Here is a 12,989-nt window from a genome sequence, read left to right on the forward strand (position 1 = left end):
GAGGATCGATGATGAGCACGAACGGTGTCGCTTCCGGCGACGAGCTTCGGCAGGGGTTCAACTGGCCCCTGCTCGCCTTGGCCATCGGCGCCTTCGGCATTGGGACGACCGAATTCACGCCCATGGGCCTGCTGCCGGTCATCGCCGACGGCGTGGGTGTCACGATCCCGACGGCCGGCATGCTCGTCAGTGCCTATGCGATCGGCGTGATGCTGGGCGCCCCGATCATGACGCTCGCCTTCAGTCGTTTCGGCAAGCGCGCCGCCCTGATGCTGCTGATGGGCATTTTCACCATCGGCAACATCCTGTCGGCGCTCGCGCCGGGATATGCCACCCTGCTGCTCGCGCGGCTGGTCACCAGCCTCAACCACGGCGCCTTCTTCGGTCTCGGCGCCGTGGTTGCCGCCAGTGTCGTGCCCAAGGAGAAGCAGGCCAGCGCGGTCGCGACCATGTTCATGGGCCTGACGATCGCCAATATCGGCGGCGTACCCGCAGCCACCTGGATCGGCCAGCAGATCGGCTGGCGCATGGCCTTCGCCGGTACGGCCGTGCTCGGCCTCCTCGCCATCGCCTCGCTGTGGCTGGCGCTGCCGAAGGGAGAGCCCGGCAAGGTGCCGGACGTCAAGCGCGAGCTCGGCGTCCTCATCCGCCCGGCCGTCCTGCTGGCAATGGCGACGACCGTGATGGGTGCCGGCGCCATGTTCACGCTCTACACCTATGTCGCTCCGGTGCTGGCGGACCTCACCGGCGCCTCGGACACCTTCGTCACGCTCGCGCTGGTGCTGATCGGCGTCGGCTTCACCCTCGGCAACGGCCTGGGAGGCCGCCTCGCCGACTGGTCTCTCGACGGCGCCACCAAGATCTTCCTCGCCGCCCTCGCGCTTATCATGGTGCTGTTGCCCTTGGTGTTGACGAGCCATGTCGGGGCGGCGATCGGGCTGCTCGCCTGGGGTGCTGCAACCTTCGCCATCGTCCCGCCGGTACAGATGCGGGTGATGCAGGCGGCGGCGGAAGCACCCGGCCTGGCCTCCTCGATCAATGTCGGCGCCTTCAATCTCGGCAATGCGGTCGGTGCGGCTGTCGGCGGCGGGGTCATCAGCCTTGGCTGGGGCTACGCGGCGGTTCCCGTGGCCGGCGGTGCGCTTGCCGCAGCCGGCCTGGCGCTGGTGTGGCTCGGCCGGACACGGACTGCCCTCGCCTGCCAGGCCTGAGCCAACGATCGCAAAGGTGAAACGAACATGAATCCTATCGCATTTCCTCTGGCCGGACAGCAGTTCGAGGTCGACTACGGCGACCTCGTCGCCACCAATGCCTATGCATCGGATGGCCCCTCACTCCGCTATGAGATCACCAGGGGGCCGCTGACCGGCAACAAGGCGACTGTCGGCTTCGAATGGCGGCATCTGGCCGGACAGTCCTATGCCATCTCCTGGCAGGAGGCCGACGGCTCCACGGTCGTCCATATCGACGACTTCGAGGCCGGGCGCTCGCTCGCCTTTTTCACGACGCCGGATGGCACGTTCTTCCGCCTGGAAGGCAGCCTGCGGCCGCTCGCTGCATCATAAGGGTGGCAGGCCTGGTGCCGACGGCGCAACCAGGCCTGCAGCAACGGTCCAAGAGGCCTGGAATGCTCGAGCACAGGCGCTACATTCAAACGCCGGACGGCTATTTCATGGTCCTGCGGCAGGGCGACGACGTCTTCGCGCGGCTTGAAGCCCTGATGAAGGAGGAAGCGGTTCCGGCTGCCGGCTTTGTCGGCTTCGGATTTCTCCGGCAAGCGACCTTCGGGTTCTTCGATTTCGACAACAAGGCCTATCGCCCGAAAACCATCGAGAATCTGGAGCTCGCCAACATGACCGGCACCCTGGCCTGGAAGGATGGCGAGCCCGCGATTCACGCCCACGGCGTGGCGGCGGACAGCACCTTCCAAACCTTCGGCGGCCACCTGCTTGCGCTCGAGGTCGGTCGTGGCTCGCTGGAGATCCATGTGTCGGTCTTTCCGACGCGACTGGGGCGGGCGCTCGATCCGTCGATCGGCGCGAATGTGCTGCAGCTCTGACGCAAAGATCGCGGATCCCGCACTCGCGGCCCGATCGGCGGTCTTTCCCCGGGACGCGGCGTCCCGCGCCGAACGCGTTGCGCAGGGCAGCATGAGCTGACGGAAAACGATGCGCCGAGCCGGGCGCAACTCTCGGCAGAAAGGGAGGAAAACCCTGTTTCGGCACCGGATCACCTGTGACAAGGTTTGCAACGGCTTACGCCGTACGGCTATACCGGATGGCCCATTCTACAGGATCGCCCCGTGCCCAGCAGCGAGATCGAAGATACCATGCCAGCCGGGGCGAATCTTGCCGAGGAACTCGAGCGCGCCCGCGTGGCCTGGCTCTATTTCGTGGGAGGCCAGACCCAGCAGGAAATCGCCGAGCGCATGAACATCACCCGGCTGAAGGTGAACAAGATCATCGGCCAGGTCCGGGATACAGGCAAGGTGCAGATCCGTGTCAGCTTGCCGCTGAGTGACTGCATCGATCTCGCGGAGAGGGTTTCGGCACGATACGGCCTGGTCGAGTCGGTCGTGGTGCCGGACGTGACGGACTATCTCGAGCAGAAGCGCGTCATCGGCGAGGCGGCCGGCATGCTCGCCAGTTCCCTGATCAATGGTCAGGACATGGGCGTGGGCATCGGTTCGGGCCGCACGCTCAGCTACGCCGTGCGCGCGTTGACGGCGAAGCTGCGACCGACGAGCTGGGTGGTCGGACTGACGGGCGGTGTCACCAGCGGTTCCTCGACGAATACCTTCGAGGTGGCGACGGCCTTCGCCCGCTCCCTCGGCGTGGAATGCCACTATTTGACGGCGCCGATCTATTGCGCCAATCCGGAAAGCCGCAACGCGGTGCTTCTGAACGAGGAGTTGACTGATGTCCTGGCGCGCACGGAGATTGCCGACATCGGCCTCGTTTCCTGCGGCCCGCTATCGCATGACACTTCGCTCACGCAGATCCGGGTCGTGAAGGATCATCTGGACGCCATTCTCAATCTGGGCGCCGTCGGCGAATTCATGGGGTGCTTCCTGGATTACCAGGGCCGCCCCGTCGACCACTTTCTCAACGAGTCGACCATCGCCCTGCCGCCTGACAAGCTCAAGATAAAGCCGATCTCGGTGCTGGTTTCAGGAGGCACCGACAAGATCCCGATTATCCGGGCGATCCTGCGGGCAGGATATGTCAACCGCCTAGTAACCAATGAATCGGTTGCCAGAGCCCTTCTGCAGGGGCCACGCTAGAGCATCGTGCCGAAAAGTGGATGCCGGTTTTCGGCAAAAGCGATGCGACAACGATAACCTACAGCATCGATGCTTGACCGACCAAGCATCGTCCTTGCGAGCGGGCCAAACATCGTGGCCGCCGGAGCAGGCCCGGCGGCGACAAATGTCCCGTTTCTTTCAACACCTCGGCCAAGCTGACCAGGACGTGCACGCCGCCTTGTCGGGCTCAGCCGACGGCGCGCTCGCGCGCTTCGGACATCGCCCTCAACATGACATAGGTCGAAGCCGCACCCGGATCGATATGCCCCATGGAGCGCTTCCCGAGTTTGGCGGCGCGGCCGCGCCGCGCCTCCATTGCCGCCGTAGCCTCCATGCCATCCTTGGCACCATCCCTTGCGGCAATCAGGATATCGAGTGTCGAGCCTTTTTCCTGCGCGCGCTCCAGAGCCGCGGAGACGGCCGGCACCCAGGCATCGATCATGGTCTTGTCACCGGGCTCGGCGCGTCCACGGTCGCGGATCCCCTGGCAGGCCGCGGAAAGCCAGGCCGCCAAGGCTTCGGAATCGAGATTGAGACGATTACCGACCGCCGTGCCTGCCCGCAGGAAAGCGGTCGCGTAAAGCGGCCCCGAAGAAGCGCCGACGGCATCGAGAAAGGCCTTGGCCATGCGCTTGCATATGCCCTCGATCGCCTCATTGTCCGGCCCATCGTCAAGAGCCTTCTGCACCGCCCGCCAGCCGACTTCCATGGTGACGCCGTGGTCACCGTCGCCAATGACCCCGTCGAGCTCGGAGAGCCAATCCTTCTCCGCGATGATCTGGTCGCCGACATTCTGCATCATGGCCCGGAACAGGGCGGGCGTGATGTCGCCATCGGCGATGAGTTCACGAGCGGCTTCCATTGTCGTCGAGCCACGATCGGGCGTCCGTTCCGGCTGGCGCCGCACCGTGCCCTTCTCCACGACCGGTTTCATTGCGCCTACGGTCAGGGCCAAAGTCCGGCAGGGATGGTCAAGCAGAGCCTGGAGTCTGTCATCGAGCTTCATCAGCGTCACCGAAGCGCCTGCCATTTCCAGCGACGTCGCGTATTCGCCCACCCAGGACGCGTGGATCTTCACATCGAGGGCATCGAGGCGCTGCTTGACGCGCCGGAACATCACATAGAGTTCGATTTGCGATGTGGCGCCGAGGCCATTGACCAGGACGCTGACCCGGTCGCCTTGCTTGAGTGCGAGCTCCCTGGCCAGATTGTCCATCAGTTCGTCGGTGACGACGTCGGCCGTCGCCAGTTTCTGGCGCCGAATGCCCGGCTCGCCATGCAAGCCCATGCCGATTTCCATGTCTTCGGCACCGATGGTGAAATTGGGCTTGGCTGTTTGCGGCAAGGAGCAAGGACTGAGCGCCACGCCCATGGAGCAGGTTGCGTCATTCGCCGCGCGGGCCAGCGCTTCCACCCGTGCGAGGGGCTCGCCGAGATCGGCGGCAGCGCCGGCGATCTTGAAAACGAAGAAATCGCCGGCAATGCCGCGACGCTCGTTCTTGCGTTCGGGCGGCGCGGAGGCAACGTCGTCTACCACGGCGACCTGGCGCACATTCACGCCTTCTCCGGCCAGTTCCTCCGCCGCCATCGTGAAGTTCAGCACGTCGCCGGTATAGTTGCCATAGAGCAGCAGCACGCCGGCGCCGCCATCGGCGGCGTGCGCCGCTTCGACGATGTGCGCCGGGGACGGAGAGGCGAAGACATTGCCCACCGCTGCGGCATCCGCAAGGCCGCGCCCCACATAGCCCGCAAAGGCAGGCTCATGGCCGGATCCCCCGCCGATCACGATGCCGACCTTGCCGGCGCGCGGTCCGTCCACGGCGACGATGGCGCGGCCTGTTTGCCCTTCCACGCGCAGCAGGTCGGGATGTGCGCCCGTCATGCCCTCGATCATTTCCTGGATGATCTGTTCGGGCGCATTGATCAGCTTCTTGGTGGAGACTTGTTCGTTCATCGTTTCTTGTTCCGCGAATTCTTCAATCATGTCCGTTCAAGCTGCTTCGCCGCGCAGATAGCGACGAGAGATGGCATCAAAGGAGATTGCCAGCACGACGATCGCACCCGAGACAATGCCCTGCCAGTAGGGCGATACGCCAAACAGGACGATGATATTTTCGATGATGGCAATGATGCCGGCGCCGAGAATGGCTCCGATCGGGCTGCCCACGCCGCCCGTGGTGGCGACGCCGCCGATCACGCACGCCGCGATGGGGGCCAGCACCCAGGTATCGCCGATGGACGGCTGGGCCGTTCCCAGGCGCGCCACCATGAGGACACCCGCCAGCGCCGCGAGAGCGCCGGCTGCCACGAAGACGATCAAACGGACGAGGTCGACACGGATCCCGAGCATGCGCGCGGCGCCCCGGTTGTTGCCGATCGCATACATGTAGCGGCCGAACGGCGTTTTCACCATGACGAAGGTGGCGACGAGGAGGGCGCCGATCATCGCCACGAAGGGAACAGGCACGCCGAACAGGTCGCCGCGGCCGAGATATTGGATCTGCTGCGGAATACCGGTGATGGCCACGCCGCGCGTCAGGACCAGATTCGCGCCGCCGTAAATGCCCGCCGTGCCGATCGTCAGGACGAGCGAGTGCAGCCGCAAGCCGGTGACAAGCAGCCCGTTGGCAAACCCGAGGGTTGCGCCGAGGGCGATGGCGAGCAGCATTGCCGTATAGGGCTCGATGCCGAACTTCATCATCAGGACACCGGAGGCGATCCCGCAGAGGCCGCCTATCACGCCCAGCGACAGGTCGAGTTCGCCCAGCACCATCAGCATGGACTGCGCGATGGTGATGAGCCCGACGAAGGCGATGCCGCGCGCTACGACGGACATGTTGTAGGAGGTCAGGAAATAAGGTGAAACGATCGCCGACAAGGCGAAGATGACCGCGAGGGCCGCAAGGACTCCCGCGAGCGGATCGCGCAGGACCGTGGCAAGTGATTTAGGCGACATCGGCGTTCATCTCGGTTCCAAATATGGCGCCCACCAGCGTTTCCGTGGCCGTGTCGGCCGTGACGTATTGGCCGGTCAGGCGCCCGTTATGCATGGTTATGATGCGGCTGGCGCATTTGCGCAGTTCGGCGATCTCGGAAGAAATGAGAATGACTCCCACACCTTCCTCGGCCAGCCTCTTCATGATCCGGTAGATTTCGGTCTTGGTGCGAATGTCGATGCCTTTGGTCGGCTCATCGAAAATCAGGATCTGCGGCCGCGTGGCCAAAGCGCGGCCGATGATCGCCTTTTGCTGATTGCCGCCCGACAGATGGGAGATACGCTTGCCCATGCCGGCGGTGCGGATGCCGTACTCGTCGATGATGGTCTGGACCGCGCTGCGCTCTCGCTTCTGGCTGATGCCCAAGGGGCCGACGGTGAGCGGCAGGATGGAGATGCCGATATTCTCGCGCAGCGAAAGTTGCGGGAATATGCCGTGAAGCTTGCGCTCCTCGGACAGATAGAGCATGCCGGCCTCGACCGAACTGGACGTATCGTTGAGCCGCCAGTCCTTGCCGGCAACCATGACCTTGCCGGCGGTCGCCTTGCGATAGCCGAAGATGGTTTGCATGATTTCGGAGCGCCCTGCCCCGACAAGGCCGGCGAAACCAAGGATTTCGCCGCGGCGAAGATCGAATGAAATATCGCTGAAGCGCGGACCGGTCAGGCCCCTGACTTCCATGATCGTATCCGTCGCGTTGCCCGCAGGATGGAAATGCTCGTCCAGCGCCACATGACGGCCGGACATGGCGCGTATGAGATCCGGCTCCAAAATATCGGCGATCCGTCCGCTCTCGATCTTCTCGCCATTGCGCAGAACCGTATAGTCGTCGCCGATGGCAAAAACCTCATCCATCTTGTGGCTGATGAAGATAATCGCGTGGTTGCGATCGAGGAAGCCGCGCATGACCTTGAAGACACGCTCGACTTCGACGCCGGTCAGCGCGGAGGTCGGCTCATCGAGGATGAGCACCTTCATATTCCTGTTCGTGGAAGCGCGTGCGATCTGGAGCAGTTGCTGATCCGAGACCGAAATATTGGCCACGAGATCCTGGGGGCGGGCCTCGATGCCGAAACGGTCGAGATAGGCCTGCGCCTCCGCCATCAGGGCGCGGCGGTTGAACAGCATGCCGCCATGGCCCGTGCGGTTCAGGGGCATGAAGAGATTCTCAGCAACGCTCATCTGGGGAAACAGCGTGAGCTCCTGAGGCACATAGGCGATATTTCGGTAAAGGGAGGGCTCTTCGGTGGGATCGCGACCATCGATCCTGATGGTCCCCCGCGAGGGATGTTCCGTGCCGGTGAGAATCTTGACCAGGGTCGACTTGCCGGCCCCGTTTTCGCCGGCCAGGACATGAGTGCGCCCGAGTTCGACCTTGAGATCGACCCCATTGAGCGCAGTCACACCAGGAAAGTCCCTGCCCAGTCCGGTGGTTTCAAGATAGGCCATGGACCAAATCTTTCACTGTGGACGAATAAGGCGCGGGCCGAGGAACCCGCGCCTGTTTGCTTTTTGCGAAAGATGCTCAGCCGCCCACATTCTGCTTGGTCAGGAAGGCGTTGCCGGTGTCGATGAAATCGGGAACGGGCGCCCCGGTCGCCTTTGCCCACAACATCATCACAGACCAGTAACCCTGCAGTTCAGGCTGGGACGCCGATGAACTCTCCGCGACGCCATTGCGGATCATATCGAGCATTTCCGGCAGGTTATCGAGGCCGACAAGCGTGACCTTGCCCTGCTTGCCAGCTTCGACGATGGCCTGGCCGATGCCGATCGGCCCCGCGGCATCGGAGGCAACCCAGCCCTTGAGATCGGGGTGCGCCTGCATGATGGCGGCGGCCTGCTGCTGAGCGGTCTGGATGCTGTCGTTGTCGATCCCTTCGGCCACAACCTTGATGCCGGGATTTTCGGCAAACACCTTGCGATGGCAATCAGCCCGGATCGCATGGTTGGGCGCGGTCGGCACGCCCATCATGATGGCGACTTCGCCCTTGCCGCCGAGAAGTTCGACGAGGCGGCGCGAAGCAATCTTGGCCTGTTCGCAGAAATCCGATCCGATATGGGTGATCGACATGCCCTCGGGCGGCACGGAATCGAACAGGACGAGCGGGATCTTCTGGCCCTGGGCTTCTTCCAGCGAAGCGCGGTTGCCCGAAGGATCCAGAAGATCGATCGCCAGGCCATCGGGATGCGTGGCGAGCGCGCTGTCCAGGATCTGGTTCTGTTGCACGACATCCGCGGACTGGGGAGCGGAATAGACGATTTCGACATTGGCGCCCGTTTGCGCCTTCAGTGCCGCCGCAGCCTGCTGGGCGCCCTGATTTACCTTGTCGAACCAGGGATGGACGACTTTCGGCACGATGACAAAGCGATAGCTGTCCTTCTTGACGGTACCGGGCGCGCTTTGAGCCAGGGCTGTAGCGGGCAGAGCAAAAGCGGCACATGCGATCAGCGTCGCGAGCTTATTCATGGAGTCCTCCCTCTATGGTCGACAGGCAGAACAAGTCCGCCTGCAGCGTACCGGCTGACTGCAGTCAGTTCCGGCCGCCTTCGGCAATCGATACACATGTATTTTAATTTTTACAAGAGTTATAGGAGCGCATGGATAGAGCCATCCGCGGGAGCCATCGGGCGCCTCACGGCCGGGGGGCCGGGTCTTTGAGTTGCAGGATCTGGAGAAGGATCGTCTGGCTCGATCGGCGGCCTTGCGGCGGCGTTTGACGTCTCCCTGGCCGCACTGGCATGCCGTGGGGCGGGCACGAAGCGCCGGGCAACGGCCCCTGATCAAGTCGAACGCAGGATGGGGCGAAGAGCGGCGCGGAACTATATCCCCTCGCCTGCGCAGCAGGCGCGAGGCCGACGGTCTGCAGATCCTGGATCGCAGGGATCCAAGCCTCGCGGCCAGCCTTTCGGCAAACGTGCCTCCTCTGCCGAACGAAGCACGTTGTTGCCCGAGGCTGCTGCCGGCCTTTGGGGGTCATGAGGGCCGGATTTGCGGGACGCTTCCGGTTCAGTGCTTGATCGGCACGGTATTCATGAAGGCCAACGTGTCATCGAACGACCGAATGCCTGCATCGGAGCCAAGCCCCGTCGCCACCAGTGCAGCCGATGCCTGGGCAAAATTCAAGGCGGTCTTCAGGTCCATCCTGCGATGCAGGGCCGTGATGAAACCCGCATCGAATGCATCGCCGCATCCGGTGGTGTCCACCACTTCGATCTGGAAGGCCGGCTGGCGAACGATCTCGCCGTGAGCGTCCATGAAGCACACGCCATCGCCGCCGAGCGTGAATACGCAATGTTTCACGCCGCGATCGAGGAAGAACCGGCCCGCACTCTCGATATCGGACGTGCCGGAGATCTGCCTCGCTTCCTCGATGGAGGGCATGAAATAGTCGATATAGGGAAACAGGGGCGCAATAAGATCGAGCGTGCCGTCATTGGCCCCGAGCAGGTCGAACGTTGTCGTCCGCCCGCGCGCCTTTGCCTCGGCCAGCAATTTGCGGCTCGGCTCTCCGTCGAGCCTGGCCAACAATCCGGTACCACCCAGGTGGATGATCGCCGGAGCCAGCACCGCATCAAGGGCGCTTTCGGCAACCTCGAAATGATCGGAGGCGCCTCGCGCATGGAGCGCCGGCCGGTCGCCATTGCGCCGGATGTTCAAGATGGTCGACGATGTCGGCACGCCGGTCAGGCGCTGCATCTGGGCCGTATCGACACCGAAGCGCTGAAGAGTTGCAAGAACGAAATCGGCCTTCTCGTCGTCGCCCACGGCACCGACTGCAAGGCAATTCAGCCCAAGCTTTGCAAGATCCACCACCGTTCCACCGGCGGTGCCTGCAACGGTCAGCCTGATTTCGTCGATGAACTCCACATTGCCGCCGGCTGGAATGGCATCGACCGGGCGGCCGAGCACGTCGAGAATATAAAGCCCAATGACCGACACGTCATGAGACATGGAAACCTCTTGAAATTAAGACACACGATTGGCTGGCGGCGCTGCAGGCGCCTGCTAGCTACCATTGCGCAAGGCAAAAATGGTGCCCGCGATCAGGATGAAGATGCCGACGATGGCCAGCTGCAGCGTGCTTGGAATACCCACGAAGATCAGCACGTTGCTGACCAGCGTTATCAGGAGCACGCCGAGCAGCGTCCCGATCACCGATCCGGAGCCGCCCGTGATGCGGGCGCCGCCCAGAACGACGGCCGCGATGATTTCAAGCTCCATGCCGGCCAGATCGAACGGATTGGCGAGGCGATTGCTCGAAACGTGGATCACACCGGCAATGCCGGCGAGCAGCCCGGCATAGGCAAACACGAACACCCGCACGCGAAACAGATTGATGCCCAGACGTTCGGCAATCGCAGAATTGCCGCCGATGGCGAAGATGGCGCGGCCCATCAGCGTGCGCTCCAGGATGTACCATGTGACGAAAGCGGCAACGGCCAGCACCAGAACGGTCGCGGGCAACACGGACACAACGCCATTCGAGGCGCGATGGGTGAACAGCGAGGCCTTGCCGAAAGCATCCATCGCGGCCGGGATGTTCATGAACAGGGCCGTCCCGATGAAGGTCAGCAGGAAACTGCGGATGACATATTGCGTGCCGATCGTGACGATCAGCGACGGGGCCTGGAGTTTTTGCACGAGCAGCCCGTTTACGATTCCAAAGGCCGCGCCGCCGAGGGCCGCAAGGATCAGGATGACCGTCATCGGCATGCCCGGGAACCAGTTCGTGACGATCATGGTCAGGACATACATCACGAAGGCGGCAATCGCCGTGAACGACACGTCGATGCCCCCGGACGCCAGCACGACCAGCACCCCCATCGCAAACAGCCCGCGCACCACCGATGCGCGCAATATGTCGACGATATTGCTCATCTGGAGGAAGTCGGGATTGGCGGCGATCACGACCAAGCAGGTCGCAATCGTCAGCGCCAAGGTGAAGAGCTCGGGCCGGCGCCCCATCAAGTCCCACCCGCGGAGCAGGAAGCCGCGGCGCTGGGGGGCGGCAGCGGTCGGCGATGCCATCTCGGTCATTGCGCGATCTCCTTCGACGTGCCGGCCATGGATTGATAGATCGCGTCTTCCGTCAGCCCTTCGGCCTTGTGCGCGGCCACGATGCCGCCGTGGCGCATGACGAGAATGCGGTCGCAGTTCTGCAGAAGCTCCGGCAAATCATCGCTGATGATGATGACCGCCATGCCTTCATCGGCCAGGCGCTGGATGATCCGGAAGATCGTGTCTTTCGACCCCACATCCACGCCGACGGTCGGCCCGTGCAGGATGAGCAGTTTCGGGTTGATGGTGAGCCACCGTCCGATGAGCACCCTTTGCTGGTTGCCGCCGGAAAGGGACTGAACCGGAACCGCTACGTCCGGCGCGACGATCTGCAGGTCGGCGACGCTGGCTTCCGCGGTGCGACGAGCACTGCGGGAACTGACGATGCCGAGCGCATTGCGCAGACGATCCAGGATCGGCAGCGTTATGTTGTCCTGGATCGACTTTTCAAGGAACAAGCCCTCGGTAAGGCGATCCTCGGGCACATAGCCAATGCCGTTTTGTATGGCTTGCAGCGTCGATTGAGGCGCGATCGTCTTGCCGGCCAGGCGTATCTTGCCGCCAATCGCCGGCTTCACGCCGGCCAGCGCCAGAGCCAGCTCGTTGCGGCCGGAATCCAGCAACCCCGTGACGCCCAATATCTCGCCCTTTCTCACGCTCAGCGAGATGTTTCGAAAAGCCCGGCCATCCTCGAGATTCTCGACCTGGAGCAGGACATCGCCAAGTTTCGGGTCGGTGCGATAGCGTGTCTCGCCGATTTCGCGGCCCGTCATCCACCGGCTGAATTCAGCCTTGCTGTGATCGGCGACATCGAGTTCGGCGACCTTCAGCCCGTCGCGCATGATGATTGCGCGGCCCCCGAGCAGTTTGCACTCGTCGAGCTTATGCGTGACGAACAAAACCGCGACACCCTTGGCGCGCAGCCGCTCGACAACGCCCAGCAGATTTTCGACTTCCTGGCGCGTAAGGGATGTCGTCGGCTCGTCCATGATGACCAGGCGCGCTTCGGAGGCGATGGCGCGGGCAATGGCGATCAACTGGCGCGTCGCAAGCGGCAGCGTGTCCGTGCGGCGGGTGAGAAAATCGCTGTTGGTCGGTAGATGCACTTCCGCCAGGGCCCGGCGCGCCGTTTCATGCAGCGCCGTGACGTTCAGCCTGCGGACCAGACGCCCCGACGCCTCGACGAGTTGCTCGGTAAACGCGACGTTCTCGGCAACCGAGAGGTTGGGGAGGAGCGACAGGTCCTGATAGACCGTCTCGATACCGGCCCGCAGCGCCCCGATCGCGCCCAGGTCGCCGGCCCGGCTTCCGGTCGACTGGCCGTCGATCAGAATTTGACCCTCATCGGCAGGCTGGGCGCCGGAAAGGATCTTGATCAGCGTGCTCTTGCCGCAGCCATTCTCCCCCATCAGGTGATAGATCTGCCCCGCCTGGATCGTGAGGCTGACATCCTTCAGCGCCACGACGCCGCCAAAGGACTTCCGGACGTTTCTGACCTCGAGAAACGGCGGCACAGAGTGCGGCGTGGGATCGGTCGCGTGCATGGCAAATTCCTATAGCGTTTTGCGATTTGATTGAATCGCTTCAAATCGCAAAGACGCGTCGAACCAAAGAGTTAGAGCAAACA

Annotated in this window: 11 protein-coding genes; 4 read left to right on the forward strand and 7 right to left on the reverse strand. The window is 63.2% G+C overall.

Features of this window, described 5'->3' with window-relative positions:
- The first annotated feature begins 11 nt into the window (after positions 1-11).
- The 4 genes from ACTJKX_RS09010 (at position 12) to ACTJKX_RS09025 (ending at position 3,283) form a co-directional block, all read left to right on the forward strand.
- Positions 12-1,211: an MFS transporter gene (locus ACTJKX_RS09010; protein WP_311937507.1), complete on the forward strand. Its 1,200-nt coding sequence runs from the start codon at positions 12-14 to the stop codon at positions 1,209-1,211.
- A 27-nt stretch (positions 1,212-1,238) separates the two neighbouring features.
- Positions 1,239-1,565 (forward strand): MoaF-related domain-containing protein, encoded by a 327-nt coding sequence (locus ACTJKX_RS09015; RefSeq protein WP_440725053.1) that lies wholly within the window; start codon positions 1,239-1,241, stop codon positions 1,563-1,565.
- 62 nt (positions 1,566-1,627) lie between these two features.
- A complete protein-coding gene (locus tag ACTJKX_RS09020) occupies positions 1,628-2,059 on the forward strand; it encodes a PPC domain-containing DNA-binding protein (protein WP_440725054.1) in 432 nt (143 codons plus the stop codon).
- Between the two features lie 243 nt (positions 2,060-2,302).
- Positions 2,303-3,283: a sugar-binding transcriptional regulator gene (locus ACTJKX_RS09025; protein ID WP_440725055.1), complete on the forward strand. Its 981-nt coding sequence runs from the start codon at positions 2,303-2,305 to the stop codon at positions 3,281-3,283.
- Positions 3,284-3,491: 208 nt separating this feature from the next.
- On the opposite strand, the gene dhaL is transcribed toward ACTJKX_RS09025, so the two are convergent.
- The 7 genes from dhaL to ACTJKX_RS09060 all read right to left on the reverse strand — a co-directional run bounded on the left by dhaL (position 3,492) and on the right by ACTJKX_RS09060 (position 12,906).
- Positions 3,492-5,258: a dihydroxyacetone kinase subunit DhaL gene (gene dhaL / locus ACTJKX_RS09030; RefSeq protein ID WP_440725056.1), complete on the reverse strand. Its 1,767-nt coding sequence runs from the start codon at positions 5,256-5,258 to the stop codon at positions 3,492-3,494.
- Positions 5,259-5,294: 36 nt separating this feature from the next.
- Complete coding sequence (locus ACTJKX_RS09035) at positions 5,295-6,260, reverse strand: ABC transporter permease (RefSeq protein WP_311936993.1); 966 nt, start codon at positions 6,258-6,260, stop codon at positions 5,295-5,297.
- Positions 6,250-7,749: a sugar ABC transporter ATP-binding protein gene (locus ACTJKX_RS09040; RefSeq protein ID WP_440725057.1), complete on the reverse strand. Its 1,500-nt coding sequence runs from the start codon at positions 7,747-7,749 to the stop codon at positions 6,250-6,252. Before ACTJKX_RS09040 ends, ACTJKX_RS09035 begins: the two co-directional genes overlap by 11 nt.
- Before the next feature lie 76 nt (positions 7,750-7,825).
- A complete protein-coding gene (locus ACTJKX_RS09045) occupies positions 7,826-8,770 on the reverse strand; it encodes a substrate-binding domain-containing protein (RefSeq protein ID WP_367624756.1) in 945 nt (314 codons plus the stop codon).
- Positions 8,771-9,310: 540 nt separating this feature from the next.
- On the reverse strand, positions 9,311-10,255 hold the full coding sequence (locus ACTJKX_RS09050; protein WP_415080958.1) for a carbohydrate kinase family protein: 945 nt from the start codon (positions 10,253-10,255) through the stop codon (positions 9,311-9,313).
- Positions 10,256-10,309: 54 nt separating this feature from the next.
- Positions 10,310-11,332: an ABC transporter permease gene (locus ACTJKX_RS09055; protein ID WP_440725163.1), complete on the reverse strand. Its 1,023-nt coding sequence runs from the start codon at positions 11,330-11,332 to the stop codon at positions 10,310-10,312.
- A gap of 5 nt (positions 11,333-11,337) precedes the next feature.
- A complete protein-coding gene (locus tag ACTJKX_RS09060) occupies positions 11,338-12,906 on the reverse strand; it encodes a sugar ABC transporter ATP-binding protein (RefSeq protein ID WP_440725058.1) in 1,569 nt (522 codons plus the stop codon).
- Between the last annotated feature and the right edge of the window lie 83 nt (positions 12,907-12,989).

Origin of the sequence: Labrys sp. 22185 (assembly GCF_052045555.1) — a bacterium.
GTDB classification, from domain to species: Bacteria; Pseudomonadota; Alphaproteobacteria; order Rhizobiales; family Labraceae; genus Labrys; species Labrys neptuniae.

Excerpts from the sequence above, each read along its gene's own strand:
- ACTJKX_RS09010 (WP_311937507.1), top strand. The coding sequence starts at position 12 with ATGAGCACGAACGGTGTCGCTTCCGGCGACGAGCTTCGGCAGGGGTTC.
- ACTJKX_RS09015 (WP_440725053.1), top strand. The coding sequence starts at position 1,239 with ATGAATCCTATCGCATTTCCTCTGGCCGGACAGCAGTTCGAGGTCGAC.
- ACTJKX_RS09020 (WP_440725054.1), top strand. The coding sequence starts at position 1,628 with ATGCTCGAGCACAGGCGCTACATTCAAACGCCGGACGGCTATTTCATG.
- dhaL (WP_440725056.1), bottom strand. The coding sequence starts at position 5,258 with ATGAACGAACAAGTCTCCACCAAGAAGCTGATCAATGCGCCCGAACAG.
- ACTJKX_RS09035 (WP_311936993.1), bottom strand. The coding sequence starts at position 6,260 with ATGTCGCCTAAATCACTTGCCACGGTCCTGCGCGATCCGCTCGCGGGA.
- ACTJKX_RS09040 (WP_440725057.1), bottom strand. The coding sequence starts at position 7,749 with ATGGCCTATCTTGAAACCACCGGACTGGGCAGGGACTTTCCTGGTGTG.
- ACTJKX_RS09045 (WP_367624756.1), bottom strand. The coding sequence starts at position 8,770 with ATGAATAAGCTCGCGACGCTGATCGCATGTGCCGCTTTTGCTCTGCCC.
- ACTJKX_RS09050 (WP_415080958.1), bottom strand. The coding sequence starts at position 10,255 with ATGTCTCATGACGTGTCGGTCATTGGGCTTTATATTCTCGACGTGCTC.
- ACTJKX_RS09055 (WP_440725163.1), bottom strand. The coding sequence starts at position 11,332 with ATGGCATCGCCGACCGCTGCCGCCCCCCAGCGCCGCGGCTTCCTGCTC.
- ACTJKX_RS09060 (WP_440725058.1), bottom strand. The coding sequence starts at position 12,906 with ATGCACGCGACCGATCCCACGCCGCACTCTGTGCCGCCGTTTCTCGAG.